This is a genomic window from Agrobacterium sp. 22117 (assembly GCF_052045735.1).
Lineage (GTDB): Bacteria > Pseudomonadota > Alphaproteobacteria > Rhizobiales > Rhizobiaceae > Agrobacterium > Agrobacterium cavarae.
Map to the genome: position 1 here is coordinate 444,568 of NZ_JBQEPP010000005.1, position 19,839 is coordinate 464,406.

Annotated in this window: 17 protein-coding genes; 13 read left to right on the plus strand and 4 right to left on the minus strand. The window is 58.3% G+C overall.

Annotated elements, in window-relative coordinates; all coding sequences use genetic code 11:
* Nucleotides 1-401: 401 nt before the first annotated feature.
* The 5 genes from ACTJKV_RS16800 (at nt 402) to ACTJKV_RS16820 (ending at nt 5,840) form a co-directional block, all read left to right on the plus strand.
* Entirely contained in the window at nt 402-1,580 is a 1,179-nt protein-coding gene (locus ACTJKV_RS16800) for a Gfo/Idh/MocA family protein (RefSeq protein ID WP_274101420.1), read from the plus strand.
* A gap of 13 nt (nt 1,581-1,593) precedes the next feature.
* Nucleotides 1,594-2,478, plus strand: coding sequence for a carbohydrate ABC transporter permease (locus ACTJKV_RS16805; RefSeq protein WP_112954070.1), 885 nt, complete (start codon nt 1,594-1,596; stop codon nt 2,476-2,478).
* Nucleotides 2,475-3,335: a carbohydrate ABC transporter permease gene (locus tag ACTJKV_RS16810; protein WP_062424129.1), complete on the plus strand. Its 861-nt coding sequence runs from the start codon at nt 2,475-2,477 to the stop codon at nt 3,333-3,335. Before ACTJKV_RS16805 ends, ACTJKV_RS16810 begins: the two co-directional genes overlap by 4 nt.
* Before the next feature lie 95 nt (nt 3,336-3,430).
* Nucleotides 3,431-4,594, plus strand: a complete 1,164-nt coding sequence (locus ACTJKV_RS16815) for an ABC transporter substrate-binding protein (protein ID WP_111847223.1) — start codon at nt 3,431-3,433, stop codon at nt 4,592-4,594.
* 127 nt (nt 4,595-4,721) lie between these two features.
* Nucleotides 4,722-5,840, plus strand: a complete 1,119-nt coding sequence (locus tag ACTJKV_RS16820; RefSeq protein WP_274101421.1) for an ABC transporter ATP-binding protein — start codon at nt 4,722-4,724, stop codon at nt 5,838-5,840.
* Nucleotides 5,841-5,978: 138 nt separating this feature from the next.
* On the opposite strand, the gene ACTJKV_RS16825 is transcribed toward ACTJKV_RS16820, so the two are convergent.
* Both ACTJKV_RS16825 and ACTJKV_RS16830 read right to left on the minus strand, forming a co-directional pair.
* Nucleotides 5,979-7,454, minus strand: a complete 1,476-nt coding sequence (locus ACTJKV_RS16825; protein ID WP_274101422.1) for a M81 family metallopeptidase — start codon at nt 7,452-7,454, stop codon at nt 5,979-5,981.
* Nucleotides 7,455-7,488: 34 nt separating this feature from the next.
* A complete protein-coding gene (locus tag ACTJKV_RS16830; protein ID WP_274101843.1) occupies nt 7,489-7,977 on the minus strand; it encodes a hypothetical protein in 489 nt (162 codons plus the stop codon).
* A 112-nt stretch (nt 7,978-8,089) separates the two neighbouring features.
* On the opposite strand from ACTJKV_RS16830, the gene ACTJKV_RS16835 reads away from it, so the two are divergent.
* From ACTJKV_RS16835 to ACTJKV_RS16865, 7 genes are all read left to right on the plus strand, one after another.
* On the plus strand, nt 8,090-8,476 hold the full coding sequence (locus ACTJKV_RS16835) for a RidA family protein (protein ID WP_062424125.1): 387 nt from the start codon (nt 8,090-8,092) through the stop codon (nt 8,474-8,476).
* A gap of 10 nt (nt 8,477-8,486) precedes the next feature.
* A complete protein-coding gene (locus ACTJKV_RS16840; protein ID WP_274101423.1) occupies nt 8,487-9,353 on the plus strand; it encodes a MurR/RpiR family transcriptional regulator in 867 nt (288 codons plus the stop codon).
* Nucleotides 9,354-9,357: 4 nt separating this feature from the next.
* Nucleotides 9,358-10,140, plus strand: coding sequence for an SDR family oxidoreductase (locus ACTJKV_RS16845; protein ID WP_274101424.1), 783 nt, complete (start codon nt 9,358-9,360; stop codon nt 10,138-10,140).
* A 27-nt stretch (nt 10,141-10,167) separates the two neighbouring features.
* Nucleotides 10,168-12,087, plus strand: coding sequence for a beta-N-acetylhexosaminidase (locus ACTJKV_RS16850; RefSeq protein ID WP_274101426.1), 1,920 nt, complete (start codon nt 10,168-10,170; stop codon nt 12,085-12,087).
* Between the two features lie 14 nt (nt 12,088-12,101).
* Complete coding sequence (locus ACTJKV_RS16855; protein ID WP_274101427.1) at nt 12,102-13,541, plus strand: M81 family metallopeptidase; 1,440 nt, start codon at nt 12,102-12,104, stop codon at nt 13,539-13,541.
* 225 nt (nt 13,542-13,766) lie between these two features.
* A complete protein-coding gene (locus ACTJKV_RS16860) occupies nt 13,767-15,011 on the plus strand; it encodes an MFS transporter (RefSeq protein ID WP_274101429.1) in 1,245 nt (414 codons plus the stop codon).
* On the plus strand, nt 15,004-15,738 hold the full coding sequence (locus tag ACTJKV_RS16865) for a copper homeostasis protein CutC (protein ID WP_274101430.1): 735 nt from the start codon (nt 15,004-15,006) through the stop codon (nt 15,736-15,738). Before ACTJKV_RS16860 ends, ACTJKV_RS16865 begins: the two co-directional genes overlap by 8 nt.
* 98 nt (nt 15,739-15,836) lie before the next feature.
* On the opposite strand, the gene ACTJKV_RS16870 is transcribed toward ACTJKV_RS16865, so the two are convergent.
* The gene (locus ACTJKV_RS16870) at nt 15,837-17,246 is read right to left on the minus strand and encodes a sensor domain-containing diguanylate cyclase (RefSeq protein WP_274101431.1); all 1,410 of its coding nucleotides are present in this window, start codon (nt 17,244-17,246) and stop codon (nt 15,837-15,839) included.
* Here ACTJKV_RS16870 and ACTJKV_RS16875 point away from each other — a divergent pair.
* Nucleotides 17,245-17,442, plus strand: coding sequence for a hypothetical protein (locus ACTJKV_RS16875; RefSeq protein WP_062424118.1), 198 nt, complete (start codon nt 17,245-17,247; stop codon nt 17,440-17,442). The genes ACTJKV_RS16870 and ACTJKV_RS16875 overlap by 2 nt on opposite strands.
* A gap of 99 nt (nt 17,443-17,541) precedes the next feature.
* On the opposite strand, the gene ACTJKV_RS16880 is transcribed toward ACTJKV_RS16875, so the two are convergent.
* A complete protein-coding gene (locus ACTJKV_RS16880; protein ID WP_274101432.1) occupies nt 17,542-19,632 on the minus strand; it encodes a carboxy terminal-processing peptidase in 2,091 nt (696 codons plus the stop codon).
* Nucleotides 19,633-19,839 lie beyond the last annotated feature (207 nt).

Here is a 19,839-nt window from a genome sequence, read left to right on the forward strand (position 1 = left end):
TACCAAAACTGATACCAATACAACGCCACATTGGCAATATGCAGGACCAATCAATCGATAAATGCCAAAATACCAGTGATTTCAACGCCGAACATATATTCCACGGCTGCTTCGAAACAAATTTTTGTTCCACTATAGACAGAAGGTATTTTTTTGGTATTAGTTATTAACAACGACGACCGGCCTGCGGAAAACCGAAAGTGGCTGGCGAGGGGAAATACCCAAGACTCCAGTGTTTAGACGTTTATCCTCCACGCCCAAAAAGCGGGAGACAAAGAAGAACATTCAGCGCGTGAAAATTATTTTCATAGCCACACTCGATTGCGGTTTTTCCGGTTGACCATATCGGAAATTTGCAACAGGCTACGAAAATAAATTACGAAAAGGGGAGCTGCAAAGCCATGAAAGTCGCAATAATCGGACTCGGATTCCGCCTTGGCTATCTTGGCCAGGTCTTTACGGAAATCGATCCTGATTTTGAGATCGTCGCCCATGTCGACCCCGAACCAGCGGGCATGAAGCAGCTGGAGGCAGAGAATATTTCGGCTGGCCACGCTTACGAAACACCCGAGGAGATGATCGCGAAGGAAACCTTCGATCTGCTCATGATCGGCTCCCCCAATACTTTCCACTTAGAGCATATTCGCATCGGTCTGGAAGCGGGCCTGACGGTGTTCACCGAAAAGCCGATCGTCACAACCATCGAAGAAAGCTTCGAACTCGCGCGGCTTCTGAACCAGTACGGCCAGGACCGTCTGATGGTCGGTCTCGTCCTTCGTTACTCACCGCTTTACCGCGATCTGCGGCAGGCACAGGCTCAAGGGCTTCTCGGCGATATCGCCTCGATCGAAGCCTCCGAGCATATTGCACCCTATCATGGCGCCTTCTTCATGCGCGACTGGCGCCGTTACGACAAGCTAGCGGGCGGCTTCATGCTGGAAAAGTGCTGCCACGACCTCGACCTTTATAACGGCGTGATGGGTGTGCGCCCGCGCTATGTTTCGAGCTTCGGCGGACGCCGTAGTTTCGTGCCGAAAAACGCCCCACAGAATAGCGGCGTCAACGATCTTGATATTTATTTCCGCAAGCCAAGCGGCTGGATGGGTGCCGACAAGGTGTTCGACAGCGATGGCGACATCATCGATTTCCAGACCGCCATCGTCGAATATGAAAATGGTGCGTCGCTGGCCTTCCACACGAACCTCAACGTGCCGGACGAGTTCCGCCGCTTCTGCGTCGTCGGCGCGAAAGGCATGGCGGAAGGCGATTTCGTCCGTGGCTTCCTCGACGTTCACCGCGCCCATGACAGCGCCAAGCTGATCGGCAACACCTATCAGGCCCCATCGGTAAAATCGCACCATTACGGCGCGGACGAGCAGATGGCCACCGATGTCTTTGCCCATGTCACGACAGGCGCTGCCCTACCGGTTTCGGCGCTCGACGCAATCGAAGCCGGCATCCTGGCGATTGCCATGGACGAGGCGCGTGCTGCCCGCAAGGTGGTCGATCTGGCGCCAGTCTGGGCAAAGTACGACGCTTGCCTTCACGGCACCGAAGACGCGCAAAAGCGCTCCGCCTGATGAAAGGGTGATCATGGACACCAGACGAAGCGCCGTTTTCTTTGCCTGGCTGCTTTTAGCGCCAGCCCTCCTCTATGTTCTCGCAATTGTCGCCTACCCGCTTGTCGATACGTTTATTCTGTCCTTTACCGACGCATCGCTGAAGAAGACCACCAACTGGGTTGGCTGGGCCAACTACGACAAGATTTTCAACGCTACTTTTGCGGAAGTCATTATCCGTACCTTCATCTGGACGTTCTTCTCGGTCGCCATCAAGATGATTATCGGCACCTTTGGCGCGACCATGCTGAATGCCGCAGTACCAGGCCGTGCAATCTTCCGCATTCTGACAATGCCGCCTTGGATCGTCCCCATGGCAATTGGCATCTTCATGTGGGGCTGGATGTATAATGGCCAGTTCGGCATGATTTCCGGCATGCTCCAGCGCACCGGTCTGGTCGATGGACCGGTTGCCTTTCTGGCGCAGGGCTCCACCGCGTTCTGGGCAACCGTGATCACCGATGTGTGGATCGGCGTGCCGATGGTGACGCTCTACCTTCTCGCCGCCATGCAGGCCGTTCCGCAGGATCTTTACGAAGCCGCCTGGGTTGATGGTGCCGGACGCTTCTATCGTTTCCGCCGCATCACGCTGCCGCTTCTCGTGCCTTCTATGATCACCATGTCGATGCTGTCGCTGATCTCGACCTTCAACTCCTTCGACATCATCTGGATCTTGACCCGCGGTGGCCCGAACGGCGAAACAACGACGATGATCATCGATACCTACAAGACCGCCATCGGCTCTTATAAGTATGGTGAGGGTGCTGCCCGCGCCGTGTTGATCTGCATTTTCCTGTCCATCTTCTGCCTTGCCTACTTCCGCATTGTCAGCAAGCTTTCTGCCGGAGACAAGCGATGACACCTCCTCCCGCACTGATCAACCGCTACAAGTGGTACGAAATCCTCGCGATCTATTGCGGCATCGCGCTGTTCCTGATCTTCGTGCTGTCGCCCTTTGTCGAAGGTTTTCTGGTGTCGCTGAAGCCGCTCAGCCAGCTCTTCTCGTCACCCTATCGCTTCTGGCCAGAAAATGGCTCTTTCGAAGCTTACCGGACGATGTGGGTGAGCGTACCGGGTTTTGCCCGGTACATTTTCAACTCGTTCTTTATCTCCGGCATCGTCACGGCCGTCGTGTTGGCACTTGTCATCCCCGCCGCCTATGCCTTTGCTCGCTTCGAGTTTCGCGGCAGCGGTCTGTTGCTCGGCGCCTTTCTCGCCGTCAACATGTTCTCCGGCGCGGTCCTGCTCATCCCGCTCTTCCGCTTGATGCGCTCGATCGGCGTTCTCAATACATATCTCGCCATGATCGTGCCGGGCGTGGCCTTCCTCATCCCGTCCGCTATCTGGTTGCTGCGAACCTATATGATGCGCATCCCGCGTGAGCTGGATGAAGCAGCCTATGTCGATGGTGCCAGCTACTTTTACACCCTACGCCGCGTGATCATCCCAATCGCAATGCCCGGCATCGTGGTGGTCGCGATCACGACGTTCATCGGTTCTTACGCGCAACAGTTCATCTACGCACTGACCTTCAACTCAAAAACGGAATACATGCCTCTGCCGGTCGGCCTGTTTGCCTATTTCGGCCGCCAGGAGGTCATCTGGAACGAACTCATGGCCGCAAGTTTCGTCGGCATTGCCCCGGCGATGATCGTGATCTTCTTCCTGCAACGCTATCTCGTCAGCGGACTGACCGCAGGCGCGGTGAAACAATAAGATAACCACCAGAGAATGGGAGACTGACCGTGAATACCAAATTCAAGTTTACCCTCTACGCGCTGAGCCTTGCTGCTTCGACAGCACTGGGCGCCATGTCTGCACACGCCGCCGACAAGGAAATTTCCTGGATCTATTGCGGCGACAAGATCGACCCGATCCATGAAAAATACATCAAGGAATGGGAAGGCAAGAACGCGGGCTGGACCGTCAAGCCGGAAGTCGTGGGCTGGGAACAGTGCCAGGACAAGGCAACGACGCTTGCTGCATCCGGCTCTCCAGCCGCCATGGCCTATGTCGGCTCGCGCACGCTGAAGCAGTTCTCCGAAAACGACATGATCGTTCCCGTTCCGATGACGGACGAGGAAAAGAAGTCCTACTATCCGCACATCGTCGATACCGTCACCATTGATGATCAACAGTGGGGCGTTCCGGTCGCTTTCTCCACCAAGGCTCTCTACTGGAACAAGGATCTGTTCAAGAAGGCAGGTCTCGATCCTGAAACGCCACCGAAGACCTGGGCGGAAGAAATCGCTTTCGCCAAGCAGATCAAGGAAAAGACGGGTATTGCCGGTTACGGCCTGCCTGCCAAGACCTTCGACAACACCATGCACCAGTTCATGCACTGGGTTTACACCAACAACGGCAAGGTCATCGATGGCGACAAGATCGTCATGGACAGCCCTGAAGTGCTGGCCGCTCTGAAGGCTTACAAGGACATCACCCCCTATTCCGTCGAAGGCGCAACTGCTTACGAGCAGAACGAAATCCGCGCGATCTTCCTCGACGGCAAGGTCGGCATGATCCAGGCTGGCTCGGGTGCCGCTTCGCGTCTGCAGAAGACCGGCATCAACTGGGGCATCGCAACGCTTCCGCTTGGCCCATCGGCCAAGGGTCCGGGCACGCTGCTCATCACCGACAGCCTTGCCATCTTCAAGGGTTCGGGCGTGGAAGACAAGGCGATCGAATTTGCCAAGTTCATCACCTCTCCCGGTCCGCAGGGCGAGTATGAGCTTCAGGGCGATGCCGGCCTGACGCCTCTGCGTCCTTCTGCAAAGGTTGATGAATTCGTTGCAAAGGATCCTTACTGGAAGCCTCTGATCGAAGGCATCACCTATGGTGGTCCTGAGCCGCTCTTCACCGACTACAAGGGCTTCCAGAACACCATGATCGAGATGGTCCAGTCTGTCGTCACCGGCAAGGCTGAGCCTGAAGCCGCGCTGAAGAAGGCGTCGGCCGACCTCGAGCAGTACAAGTAATATCGAACCGAAGGGGGCGTTCTCTCAAACGTCCCCTTCGACACCACCGCATGTGACGAACAGCCTTGCGGTACACCAAACAGCGCTGCCGAATGCACCGGGTGCAAACGGCCCTCTGGAGACGATCGTGGGTCAGCTTCATCTCAACAACGTTCAAAAATTCTACGGCGACTTTGAAGTCCTCAAAGGCGTGCAACTCAATGTTCCGCACGGAGAATTCGTCGTTTTCGTCGGCCCATCCGGCTGCGGAAAATCAACGCTGCTGCGCATGATTGCAGGCCTGGAATCGATCAGCGACGGCGATATCGTCATTGATGGTATCCGCGTCAACGAAAAGCCGCCGGTCGAGCGTGGCATCGCCATGGTCTTCCAGTCCTACGCACTTTACCCTCACATGACCGTCTTCGAGAACATCGCCTTCCCGCTGCGCGTCGAGAAGATGGCGGAAGACAAGCTCCGCGAAAAGGTCCACGCGGTCGCCAAGATCCTGCAGCTTGAGCATCGCCTCGAGCAGCGCCCCGGCATGCTGTCTGGTGGCCAGCGCCAGCGCGTTGCTATTGGCCGCGCGATCGTGCGCGAACCGAAAATCTTCCTGTTCGACGAGCCCCTGTCCAACCTTGATGCAGCACTTCGCTCCGACATGCGCATCGAACTCACCAAGCTTCACCGGCAGCTGAAAGCGACGATGATTTACGTGACCCACGACCAGGTGGAAGCCATGACCATGGCCGACCGTATCGTGGTTCTCAATGCCGGCAGCATCGCGCAGGTCGGCTCGCCGCTGCAGCTTTACCACAAGCCGGACAATCTCTTCGTCGCAGGCTTCATCGGCAACCCCAAGATGAACTTCCTGCCCGTGACCTGTGTGGAAGCTTCCGACACCGGCGTGACCATCGCCTACGAAGGCAAGCAACTGACCGTGCCTGTCGCGCGTGGAAACGTGCGTGCAGGCGATACGCTGACCCTCGGCATACGTCCGGAACATTTGAGCCTCGGCACCGGCGACATGACCATTACGACAGTGCCAGGCGTTATCGAGCGTCTCGGCATCAACACCATTTCCTATTCGACGCTTTCTACGGGCCAGCAGTGGTGCGCTCTTCTTTCGGGCTCGGCGCCTGTTGCAGTCGAGCAGCCCGTCTCGGTTGCCATCAACGGCGCGGACTGCCACCTCTTCGATGGCGATGGCAACGCGCTGGAACGTCGTATCGATTGGAAGACACAGGAGCTGCCCGTTCTGGCCTGACCTCCGTTACGAGGCGGCTTGAAGCGCAGATAAAGTTTAAGGGCGTTTCCTCGGTTGAAGGAAGCGCCCTTATACTATGTGCTCATTCGATAGATGCCGAGAGAGCATCCGCGAGCTCTCACGACCATCGGTGACCGTTCACGCCGCCTTATGTCCATGCGGGTCCTGCACGATCGGCCAAATATCCCGCCTGACGCGGCGATAAGGATTGGTCGCCGGGTCGTTGGGATAGGGTTTCCCAGCCGAGCAATAAAGGATCTGCGACGCGATCTTGGAAAAGGCGGCATAAAAGTGGTTGGTCGATTTGATCAACAGGATCTTCCTCGACAGCGGATCGATATCGAGGGCCGTGAAGAGAGACGGGTCATAGCTTTGAACCCGCACCGTCCCCAAAATCACGTCGATCCCGTCGAAGTGGATATGGGCAGCATCACCGAACGGCGCGATGCTGTCTCCAAACTTCATCTCGGCATTGGGCACAACCTTCACGACCTTAACTAGGGCATCGATGGGATCGCCGGTATTGGGTGCGGATTTCGCCCCGAAGCGCAACGGAATTTCAGCCCCCTCGCCTGCCGCCATGCAGATTTGGACGGCAATTGGATCCCACACGAGACCGGCAGCGACGCTTGTAGCGCCTTGGGCCATCAATTCACGCAGCAGCACCGTTGCATCGCCCGCCGTACCGCCGCCTGGATTGTCCCACACGTCTGCGATCACCACCGGACCGGTTGAGGTATCCGCTTTCATCGCAAGCGACACAGCCTCGGCCTCACCGATCTGCGGCATCATGAAGGTGCCGCGCTTGTCGAAGAGCTCAAGCCCGATGGAACGCGCCAGCGCCACGCCCTTGGCCGCATTGCCATCGGTCACCGCGATGGTCTTCGTTCCCATCTCCGGCACATCGCCCGCCATGAAGCCATGGATAACGGACAGCGATAGTACTTCCGGGTCCTGCTTCTCTGTCGCCATCATCCGATCGACGATGCTGCGCATCGGCTCGCGGGACGTCGGGAACACGTCGATCATGCGGCAATCGAACACGGACATGACCGGTTTGACGCGCCCCTCCAGCGTATCCACCGCGATCCGCCACAGATCCTCAGCGCGGTCGACGAAGTCCGTATGCGGAAACTCCTTGAAGACGACGAAGAAGTTCACGGCATCGACGCGCTTGCTCGTCAGGTGGCTGTGCGGATCGAGCTCGGCGCAGACCAGAATATCGGGCCCGACGATCTCGCGGACGCGCGCCAAAAGATCGCCTTCCGGGTCGAGGTATCCATCCGCAACCATCGCGCCATGGAGGCCAAGCACCACTGCATCGACGGGCATTGCCGCGCGCAACTGATCGAGAATTTCATCCCGCAGGCTCTCGAAGGCCTGACGGTTGATGAGGCCCGCCGGGTCCGCCCATGCCGCCGTTCCTTCGATCAGCGTCCAGCCTTTGGCGGCGCAGACCGTGCGACCGACAGTGATCGGAGCGGTGCAAAGCGTGGGTGTGACGGGATGCTGGCCCGGCGGTGCATACAGCGATTCCTCGAAAGCCCGCCTGTCGATGCAGATCGGCGCGAAAGTATTGGTCTCAGTGGCGAGAGCCGCGGTAAAGATGCGCAAGGGCTTGGGCCTTTTTTGCTGAAGGGCAGGACGTTTACTGGCCCATTGGATTCGGCAGATAACCGGTGAAGCCGGAAATCTTCCAGCGACCTTCATGCAGGCGGCAATAATAGAGTGTCTGCCACTTCATCACATCGGTCGAGCCATCAGCCTTCTTGATGCTGCCGTCGAATTTTTTGCGCACCAACGCCGTTTCGTCAGAAATCTCGATCTCTTCCAGGGTCGTCGTGGTGAAAATTGCCGTCCGTGGGTCTTCGCCGTAACTACCTTCTGCAAACTCGCGTGCCTGTTTCAGCCACTCGTCGCGGTAGGCGGGAAGATTGGGGAAGGCCAGCGTCCACTTGTCGGGATTCGGTTCGCGATTGCCGCTGATGCCGATGAAACCGTCTTCCACGAAGTCATCTGCCACCATTGACCAGTCCGCGGCCAGAAATGCATCGATATCGCGCGGAACCAACATCTCCCAAATGGCGTGTCGCGCCGCATCCGAGGCAGGAAACGGGTTTCTGAAGGGATCACGCATCGAGGGCTCCATATCTAAATTATTTTCATGATGACCAAAAATCTCTGGCAAAAATCCGTTTTCTATGGTCACTTGTCAATGAATAACGAAAATAATTTGCAAGGCCAATCCCATGAGCATCAAACGATATGGCGCTGAAAAATCCGGCGCAGGTGGACAGACACTTCCTTTTGCACGCGCGGTCGAGGCCGATGGCTGGCTGCACGTTTCCGGTCAGGTGGCCATGGAAAATGGCGAGATCATCTCCGGTGGCATCATCGAACAGACTCACAAGACCATCGAGAATGTGATCGCTATTCTGCACGAAGCAGGCTACGGCGTCGAGCATGTCGTGCGTTGCGGCGTGTGGCTGGATGATCCGCGCGACTTCTGGACCTTCAATCGCATCTACCAGAGCTATTTCGGCGAACATCCGCCGGCGCGCGCCTGCGTTCAGGCCTCGATGATGGTGGACTGCAAGGTCGAGATCGACTGCATCGCCTATAAGCCCAAGTCCTGAAAGCAGGCCGATGGATATCTTCGCGACCATTCAGGATGAAAGAGCGCAGTTTTCGCCATCCGAACAGCGCATCGCGGAGATATTGCTGAACGAGTTCGACTTCGCCGTCGGCGCCTCGATCATCGAACTGGCCGAAAAGGCGGATGTCTCTCCGCCGACGGTGACCCGCTTCTGCCGCCGCCTCGGCTGCCAGAACTTCGCCGACTTCAAGGTCCGTCTTGCCAAGACCGCCTTCGTCGGCGTGCGTTACCTCAACCCGGAAGCCAAGAGCACGTCGGCGGAGGATGTCGCCGAAGACATCATTACCAAAGCCCAGAACGCACTCTTCATGGTCCACCGCGCGCTCGATCCACAGGCACTCGATGCTGTGGCCGAGCGGATTGCCGCGGCCTCCATGGTCTATGCCCTCGGCTCCGGCGGCAATTCCTCAATGGTGGCCCTCGAACTGCAGAACCGGCTGTTTCGCCTGGGCACCCGCATCACCGCCAGCAATGACCACAATATGCAACTCATGCTGACGGCAGCAGCGCAGGAGGGTGATGTGATCATCGGCTCGTCCTTTTCGGGCCGCAATCAGGAGCTGATGCGCTGCTTCAAACTCGCAAGAGAAAACGGCATTCGCACCATCGCGCTCACTCAAGTGAAAAGCCCGGTGGCGAGGCTCGCAGATCATGTCATCGGCATCGACCTTCCAGAAGGCGACAACATTTATCGCCCCACCTCGACGCGCTTTGCCTATCTCGCGGTGATCGATGTGCTTGCCAGCCTGGTGGCCTACAAGAACCGCAAACACTCCACCATCACGCTGCGCCAGATCAAGCAGCAGTTGCTGGAGCATCGCGATGGCGGCGACGACCGCCAGATATTGGGAGACTGACGACATGACGACCCATAAGCGCATCGCCGTGGTGACAGGCGCTGCCGGCGATATCGGGCGCGCAATCGCTGCCCTTCTGGCAGCGAGCCATGACCTTATAGCCCTTGTCGATAATGATGCGGGCGCTCTGGAAAGCGCGGTCGCCGCGCTTGGCGGCGGAGCCGCTTACGTAACGATCGTCGCCGATGTCACCAGTGCCGATAGCCTCAAGGCCATGACGGACCAATTAGAGGCGCTCGGCAAGGTCGTAACCCTCGTCAACAATGCCGGTGCAGCACGCGCCGTTTCACTACACGACACGACGCCGGAGATCTGGCGCATGGATTCGAGCCTCAATCTGGAGGCTGCATTCCTGACCTTCCGCGCGGTCGAGCGCGACCTGACGGAAATGCAAGGATCCGTCGTCAACATTGCCTCCGTCAACGGTATGGCTGTCTTCGGTCATCCGGCCTATAGCGCCGCCAAGGCGGGGTTGATCCATTTGACCAAGCTGATCGCGGTCGAATACGGAAAATTCGGCATCAGAGCCAACGCCGTGGCGCCCGGAACCGTGCGCACCCAAGCCTGGGAAGCGCGCGCCGAAGCCAATCCGAATGTGTTTGAAGAGGTGAAACGCTGGTATGCACTGCGCCGTATCGCCACCACGCACGACGTCGCCAATGCCGTCCATTTTCTGGCAAGCGATCAGGCAGCGGCGATCACCGGTGTCTGCCTGCCCGTCGATTGCGGGCTGACGGCGGGCCAAGCCGAGCTGGCCCACACCTTCTCTCAATCCGAACATTACTGAACACACATAAAAATCAAGGGAACGACGATGAGCAAGACCGGATTCCGCCTCGAAAACGCATGGCATCCCATTGAGGGCGACCCGTCAGGCGGGTTTGTCTTTACCCTCGTCAACCTCACCGACACGCCGATGAGCGACTTCAAACTCGCCTATACGGCATTGACGCGCGTCATGGATAACCCAGCTTGCGAGAACGCGACGTTCCTGCTGCGCAACGCCAACTTCCACCAATACGCGCCGCCTGCCGGCTTCGTTCTGGAGCCCGGCGCCGGCTGGCGCTTTACCGTGCGCGGCCTCTGGCGGCCTGCCAAGCATAGAACCGACGGGGCGAAATCGGCCTATCTGACATTCTCCGATGGTACCCATCACACCATCGACGTTGCCGATCTGATGCTGGAAGGCAGGGTCAGCGAACCGCAAAAGCCGCTCCTGCCGGAAGGACGCGTCACTGAGCCTTTCTCGCTTCTGCCCTGGCCGAAACAGGCGCAGTTGCAAGCCGGGGAAACACCCGTCGTGCTCTACCCGGCAGCGGGCAGCACGCTGGCTGACGTGAAGGCGATGGACACCGTCCTCAGTCTTCATCGCCGCCTGTTTTCTGCAGCCCATCAGCCATTTTCGCTGATCGCGGTCGAACAGGGTAAGGCTGTTCGTTTTCAACAGAGCGCTTCGCTTGCGGCGGAAGCATATGAGCTGACATTCGCCGAATATGAGATCGTGCTTGCCTATGGCGGCGATGCGGGCCGCCAATATGGCCTGACAGCACTCGCACAGCTTCATGATGGCGCGCGCAGAAACGCGGCGCTGTTCCGCTTCCCGGCTTCGGGCACCATCACGGATGAACCGCGTTACGGATGGCGCGGGTGCCACCTTGATGTATCGCGCCAGTTTGCTCCGGCACCAGACGTGCTTCGCCTCATCGATATTCTCGCCTGGTACAAGATGAATGTGTTCCACTGGCACCTGACCGATGATGAGGCGTGGCGCTTCGAAGTTCGTGCCTATCCGCAATTGACCACCGTGGGCGTCATGCGCGGCCCCGATGAACCGATGCTTCCGCAGCTTGGCAACGCCGCAGAACCGGTCGGGGGCTTCTACACCCAGGCGGATGTCGCTGCGATTATCGCCCATGCGAGCGAGCTGAATGTCGAAGTCGTACCGGAAGTCGATATTCCCGGCCACAGCACTGCGATCCTGGCCGCTCTTCCCGAACTGGTTGACGGTCAGGAAGCGCCGGATAGCTATCGCTCGGTTCAAGGCTTCCCGAACAACGCCCTTAATCCCGCCATCGAAGAGACCTATGTGTTCCTCGGGAAGGTCTTCGATGAAATGGTCGAGCTCTTCCCGTCAAAGCTCATCCATATCGGTGGCGACGAAGTCGCCGACAACACCTGGATGGCCTCGCCACTGGCGCGCAAACTGATGGAGAAGGAGGGTCTGGATGGCACCTTCGGGCTCCAGAGCCACTTCATGAAGCGGATTCAGAAAATGCTGGCCGACAGAGGCCGCAGCATGGCGGGCTGGGACGAGGTCTCCCACGGCGGCGGCGTCGATCCGGACGGCACGTTGCTGATGGCATGGCGCGCGCCCGAAGTCGGCGTCGAGCTGGCGAAAGAGGGCTACGACGTCGTGATGACGCCGGGCCAGGCCTATTATCTCGACATGGTGCAGGACGAAGCCTGGCAGGAGCCGGGCGCCAGCTGGGCCGGCACCGTGCCGCCGCATCACACCTATCACTATGAGGCAGTGGGTGATTTTCCCGAGGACCTGAAGCCGCGTCTTCGTGGCGTGCAGGCCTGCATCTGGACCGAACACTTTCTCAACCGCGACTACTTCAACCATCTGGTCTTCCCGCGTCTGCCGGCCGTGGCAGAAGCCGCTTGGACACCGCGTGAGCGCAAGGATTGGGATCGCTTCTCGGCGCTCGTGCGCCTCAGCCCCACGCTTTGATCGGAGACAGTGCCATGGTGTTACGCATTGCAGTCGGCGGCATTCATACGGAGTGCTCCACCTATTCGCCTGTTCTCATGCAGCCGGAAGATTTTCGCGTGTTGCGCGGTAACGATCTGACGGGCGCTGAGTATTTCAGCTTCCTGCCGACCGAGGGGGTGGAAATCTCTCCGCTCCTTCACGCCCGCGCCATTCCAGGGGGCCCGGTCTCCCGTGCCACCTATGAGGAATTCAGGCAAGAATTTTCCGACAAGCTGCGGGCAACCCTGCCGCTCGACGGTCTTTATCTTGCCATGCACGGCGCAATGAATGTCGAAGGCATGGACGATGCCGAAGGCGACTGGATTGCCAATGCCCGCTCGATCATCGGTCCGGATATTCCGCTGGCTGTCAGCTACGATCTGCACGGCAACGTGACCCAGAAGATCGTCGATCAGATCGACATCTTCGCCGCCTATCGTACCGCGCCCCATATCGATGTGCGCGAGACGATGGTGCGGACTTGGTCGATGCTGATCAGGACGCTGAAGACGGGCGCAAAGCCAGGTGTCGCCTGGGCTCCGGTTCCGGTTCTGCTGCCGGGCGAGAAAACCTCGACGGAAGATGAGCCTGCCAAATCGCTCTACCATCGCCTGCCGGAGCATGATCGGATCGACGGCGTTTGGGATGCCAATCTGATGGTCGGCTATGTCTGGGCAGATGAGCCGCGAGCAACCGCCTGCGCTGTTGTGACTGGGTCAAATCCCGAAGCGGCGAAACGCGCAGCGGAAGAGATCGCACTGTCCTATTGGCAGGCGAGAGAAGACTTTCGCTTCGGTCCCGTCACCGGCGATCTCGACGATATGCTCGACCTGGCCGAAAAGGCCGAAACGCAGCCGGTCATTCTTGCCGATTCCGGCGATAATCCCACTGGTGGTGGCGTGGGCGATCGTGCGGACGTGTTGAAGTCGCTGATCCTGCGCGGCTTCGAAGGTGCCGTCATTGGCGGCATTACCGACCGTCCGGCGGTGGAAGCGTGTTTTGCCGCTGGTATCGGCAAGACGCTCAGCCTCAAGATCGGCGGTTCACTCGATCCGGCCAGTCCCTTCGTCGAGGTCGGTGCCGAGATTGTCAGCCTCGATGATCCAGGCGCAGCGGATGAGCGACAGGCTGTCGTCAAGATCGGCGGCATAACGCTCATTCTGGCAGCCCGCCGTCGCCCCTACCACAATATCGCAGACTTCACGCGTCATGGCATCGATCCCGCCAAAGTAAGATTACTGGTGGTGAAATCCGGTTATCTCTCGCCAGAGCTTCAGCCGCTGTCCAACCCCAACCTGATGGCGCTGACGGATGGCGTTATCAACCAGGATATCGAGACGTTGCCATCGAAGCGGCGGGTGCAACCGATATTTCCTTTCGTCAAAGACTTCGACTATACCCCGTCTGCGAAACTATCCGCACGATGGCGTTGAGGCTTTCGGCCAAGCCGCTGACTGCTAAATTACTCGCGGGCGCTCGGGATACCTTCCGAGCGCCCCTTCAACTTTCCCATCCTGCGTGACCGCAGGCTGTCTCTCCTGAAGCGTAACGCGATGTTGCAGATTCGCTGATATGCTTTGGGTCCTGTTTTTACCGCATGTCGTCATCGCAAAATCACTCCACACTTTTGCTTGGACCATGCTTTAAGTGGACGATCCATGCTGTCGGCGCTGCCCTTTGTTTATCGACATGACCAGCTGCGGCTTTCGGCTGCCGGTATTTTCGTCTTCGGTTTCACCGGTGCGGCGACCGCGCCCTATATGTCGCTGATCGGCATTCGCGAGCTTGGCCTGACAGATGCCGGCTTCTCGATCCTGAGTTTCGTCGCAGCGCTGGTCAACGTGTCGGCCAGCATCAGCATGGGCATCCTCTCGGACCGGCTCGGCCACTATAAGCTTCCCATTCTCGGAGCATGTATATCCGGGGCGTTGGGTTATGGCGTGGTTTATGCCTTTCCGACCATCTGGACCTTCGCACTTGCGCTGCTCATTCCCGTTCCGGTTTACGGAGCGCTCAACTCGCTGATTTTCGCCTATGTCCGCGCAAGCTGCGCCGGCATGCCGCCGCGTGATCTCATTGCCGTCAACTCCGCGGTTCGTGCCGCGATCTCGCTCTCCTGGGTCCTTGTGCCCGGCATTGTCGGTTACGCGCTTGCGGGCCGAACGAGCATGCTCCCGGCTTTTCTGCTGGCGGCGATCGCATGCGCCTTCTGTTTCATTCTCTTTGCCCGCTTCATGCGTGAAGAAACCGTTGCCCATGCCGAACGGCAGGAACCGGCTTACGCGTTCCTGGCATCCATTCGCCATCTCGGCTCACGCCAGATCTGGCCCTTCGTGCTTGCCATTGCGCTGATCTCATGCACCCTGCATGTCAACGGCATCGTGTTGCCGCTTGTGGTAACTGGAAAGGCGGGCGGGCAACCGGCCGATGTCGGCGCGATCGTCGGCATCGTTGCTCTTCTCGAGATCGTCTTCATCTTCTTCTGGGGATGGGTGGAAACCAAGACATCGGCCGCAGTCGCCATCGCTGCCAGTGCGCTTATCTATTGCGCTTACATGCTCGGTCTCGGCTTGGCGAAAGACCCGATGACAGTCTACCTGCTGACACCTCTTTCGGGTCTCGGCGCAGCCGGCATCATTTCCCTGCCCATCACCTATCTGCAAAACCTGATCGCCAGGCGCGCAGGTCTTGGAAGCTCGCTCATTGCCGTCAACATCTTCTTGGGCGGCGGCCTGAGCTCCCTGCTCTTCTCGGTCGGCACGGCCGTCAGTGATTATTCCCACACGGCAATGCTCGGCGCATTTGCAGGTCTGTGCGGCGTGGCATTGCTCGGCTTCCTTCACAAGCGGCCGGCTGTTAAGGACGATCTCCACACCCAACAAGGAAGCGAACATCATGGCTGATCACACCGGGCGGTTGCTGGAGATTTGCGTCGACAGCGCAGAGGGTCTCGCCGCCGCGATCGAGGGCGGGGCAGACCGCATCGAGCTTTGCTCCGCACTGGGCGTCGGTGGATTGATGCCGTCCTACGGCCTGATGCAGCACGCGAAACGAACGAGCCCAATCCCCGTCTACCCGCTCATCCGCCCAAGAGCCGGAAACTTCATCTATGACGAGGCCGATGTCGCCATCATGGAGGCGGATATTGCGCAGGCACGGGAGCTTGGGCTACCCGGCGTCGTCATCGGTGCGACGACCACAGACGGACGCCTCGACCGACAGGTTCTAGAGAGGTTGATTGAAGCCGCATCCGGCCTGGACATCAGCCTCCACCGCGCTTTTGATATGGTGCGCGATCCAATCGAAGCGCTCGAGACTGCGATCGATCTCGGCATCTCCCGCATCCTGACCTCCGGCTGCGCAAAGAACGTATCCCTTGGAATGGAGATGCTGAAGCGACTGTCGCATCAAGCGGATGGCCGTATCAGCATCATGCCGGGCGGTGGCGTAACGGCCGATCTCGTGCCCGAGCTTCTGGCCGCAACTGGCATCCACGAAATCCATGCCTCAGGCAGTGCCTCTTCGAAAGAGGACCATTCTCTTGTGGAATTCGGCTTTGCGCCTGAGCAGCGCAGACAAACCAGCCCGCAGGTTATTCGCGCGTTGAAGACGATTGTTCTTGAAGTCTGATTTGGCCAACGCGCACGGCAGCGTCGCTACAGCATCGGCCCGAGAATCGGAATCGATTTTCGGAAAGCACGATGCGTCGATCAAGGACGCGCTAATGATCAAGAAGAGGACGCTGCCAGATCGACTTCGCCCCGGAATGGATTGGCTCCACCGCGGTTGAGACGTTTTGCAATATAGAGCGCCTCGTCTGCACGTCTGAAGACGGGATCTGGTGAGGTCTCCTCTGCCAGAACCCTGCTCATTCCATAGGACGCGCCAACCGCCATGATTGTGCCGTTCACTTCGTAAGGCTTGGAAATCACCGCAGCCAGTTGACGGCACCGCGCCTCCGCTTCCTCTTCGGAAACCTTCGGCATCATCACCGCAAATTCGTCGCCCCCAAGACGGAAGCAAACATCATCCTCAGCGCATCCGGCACGCAACCGCTCGGCAACCTGCTTCAGAAGATCGTCTCCATCGGCGTGACCGAAGCGATCGTTGATTGCCTTGAACCCATCGAGATCGATGCAGACAACCGTCAACGGCCCCTGCTCCGACAGCTGCGTAAACCTGGTCGATACCAGTGTTCTGTTGGCAAGCCCCGTGAGGAAATCATGTGTTGCCGCATGCCGCATGTGCTTTTCCGCATCGACAAGCATCCTGAGCGCCTGACGCGATGTCGAGATTGCGAGGGCACAGCTCGCGATGAAGATGCAGAGCGTGGCCGCGGCAAAGGGCAGTGACTGCCGCAGCAGATCATGGGCTGGCGTGTTCGCCTGCCACGACAAAACCTGTACCTGCCCATGCGGGGCAGCGGCAATGTCCACAGACGCGCGACCGGGCTTGACCTGCTCAGACGGCTCGACGGCTGCATCGTCAAGCATGAAGCGCTCGCCGAAAAACGCCTGAAGGCTGCCTGCGATTGGAATGGCCGAAACAAGGATTGGCGCGCGGTCGGTATTGGGCACGACTGTCCCGATATCGGCCTGGAAGAGGCTCGCCGTCAGCAAGAGAGCGTCATTCCCCACCACTTCGATTTTGCTTGATGAGATCCTGTCCGGAATGCCGCTCTTCTTCGGCTGGTGCTCACGCGCTCGCACCGAGTCGATCAATGGTTGGGCGGCCGCGACAAGCGCGCTCGGTTCCTGTTTCAGGAACGAATGGTTGGCGAAATCATCCGCCGTCTTGGCGTAGATAATCTTGTCGTTGCTGTCGATTACGGCGAGCGAGCGCACGTTCGACGTGCCGATGATAGACTGGCCGAGATTTCGCTCGGCCCAGCTGAGATCGAAATTGTTGTTGAGCTTATCGATCGCCTCGTCCCAGATCGTCCAGGATGTCAAAACGACTTCCATGTCCGAAATCCAGATCGCGACATTGCGCTTGACCAACGTCTCCTGGCGCACTTTCGCCTCTTCGTCCAAGCGGGCAGCACCAAAAAACAGTACGGCGGCCAGGCCGAGCAACAAAAGCCCGACAATGACGGCAACAGGGCCGACAAGCTTGAAGTGATTAAGGCGCGCCGTCATGGTGAGTTCCGTTGGCAATACGCAGATACTCTACATCAGCAATAATGCACTCACAGTTATCAGGGCAAACAATTACCTTGGCAAGGTTAATGGTTTTCTCACGAGTGAAGACGCCGCATCGGCCGCCTTATCTCAAGCGGCAGACAGCAACATCAAAGCTCCTAACCGCCAGCACGACCCATACGATCAAAACTAAATCGTCACAAAAGAGCGAGACCTTGAATTGATGCTTCGGCCCGAAATCCAAATCGCTTTTCAGGCCGAAGCTACAGATCTATTCGCACTACTTCCTATTTTAACGGGAAGCCTTGTCCTTGCCCGGCAAGATATCCGCCATGTCTGCTACGATGGCAGCCGCTTCGGTCTGAAGCACATCTTTCGCGTTCTTCCGGGCATTCTCCAGAGCAAGGTTGGCACTGAGGCTTCGCTCATTGGCCTGCAGCCCGTCATCGAGTTCCGGAACGACGACGCCGGCTTCCTGGCGCGCCTTGAGTTTCGCAGCCACCGCGGCCATTTCCTTGCGACGCTCTGCCTCGTTGAGGGAGATCGTCTTCTTTTCGCGCTGGGCCTTCAGCTCTGCGGCATCTTCAACGAAGCGCTGATAGTCCTTGTCGTCTTTGATGCGCGCTTCATGACGGCTTTCCAATTCAGGCACAAGTGCCGTCATATCGCCCTGTTTCTTGTATTTGGCGGGCTTGATCGTCGTCCACGGCAATGCATTGTCATAGCTGGACTCGCCGAGCGTTTTGGGGTCCTGAACGCTTGGCGTGTTGATGTCGGGCGTAACACCGCGCAACTGCGTCGTGCCGCCGTCGATCCTGAAGAACTGGGCAATCGTCAACTTAAGCTGACCGAGTTCCGGCTCCTGCTTGCCGGCCACCCTGTCCAGATCGACGACTGTCTGCACGGTGCCCTTGCCGAAGCTTGGGTCACCGACGATGACGCCGCGGCCATAATCCTGAATGGCGGCCGCAAAAATCTCCGACGCCGAAGCGGAGCCGCGATTGATGAGAACGCCGAGCGGACCATCCCAGGCCGGCGTGGAGCGATCATCATTCTCGACTTCAACCTTGCCAGCCGCATTGCGCTGTTGAACCACAGGTCCCTTGCCGGTGAAGAGACCGGTGAGATCGATGGCCTCGGCCAGCGAACCGCCACCATTGTCACGCAGATCGATGACGACCCCGTCGACCTTCTCCTGCTTCAATTCGCCAAGAAGCTTTTCGACGTCGCGGCTGGCGCTTCTGTAGTTCTTGTCGCCAGCGCGGCGCGCCTCAAAATCCTCGTAGAACGTCGGCAGCGCAATGACGCCAATCTTCAATGTCTGGTCGCCAAGCTTGACAGGTACGACGGACTTCTTGGCCGCCTGCTTCTCGAGGCTGACCTTATCGCGCACCAGGTTGATCACCCGGTGACCGCTGGCATTTCCGGCATCGGCCGGCAGAATGTCCAGGCGCACCACAGATCCCGCTTCGCCGCGGATCATCTGCACAACCTCGTCGAGACGCGTCCCGACAACTTCCTTGATCGGGCCTTCTTCGCCCTGACCGACACCAATGATGCGGTCGCCAACGGCGAGTTTGTTCGAGAGTTGCGCCGGTCCACCGGCTACAAGCTCGCGGATCGTCGTGTACCCGTCGCGCTCCTGCAGCACGGCACCAATGCCGACCAGAGAAAGCTTCATCGAGATATCGAATTCAGCTGAAGCCTTGGCGCTGAAATAGTCGGTGTGGGGATCGACCGCCGTGGTGAAAGCCGCCATGAAGGACTGGAAAACGTCGTCGGCCTTATAGGTTTCGACACGGTCCAGAATGTTCTTATAACGCTTGTCGAGCGTATCGCGGATCTTTGCTTCGTCCTGATCGGCAAGCTTCAGTCTGAGCCAGTCGCTCTTCACGCGCTTGCGCCAGAGTTCGTTGGCCTGCTCTTCCGTCTTGGGCCAAGGCGCGTCCTCGCGCGACAGCGGATAGTCTTCCTGCACCGTAAAATCGAAGCCGTTCTTCAACAGGCTGCGCGCATAGGTCATCCGCTCGACCACACGCTGGTTGTAGATCTTGAACATCGAGAAGGGGATGTCGAGGTTCTTGTTCTGGATCGCGTCGTCGATCTTTTTGCTGTCCTTGGCAAAGCCGTCAATATCGCTCTGCGTAAACAGCATCCGGTCGGGATCGAGCGACTTTATATACTTGTTCATGACCTTGACGGAGAGAGCATCGTCCAACGGAACAGGACGGTATGCATAACGCTCCAGGAACTGTGCGCTGAGAGCGGCCGCTTCTGCCTCGGGTGCAGTGGCTTCCAGCACCGGCATCTGCGCGGGCTCGCGCGCTTGCGCGACGGTGGCAATTCCGATGACAAGGCTGAAGAAAAGGGGCTTCAAGCGCATCCCGACATGTTCCTTATTACTCAATATCTCCGTCTTATCTTATTCTTGGGCGAAATTGCGATAGTTTAAAAGCGATCAAGATATATTGATCCTTTGAATTTGAGACGGACGGCCCACGCCTCACCTCAGACTTGCTGGACGTCTTGCAGCAGCAAGCGAAGCCAACCGCCACACACCAGCTAAAGCGTTGTGCGTCCTGTTGGACGC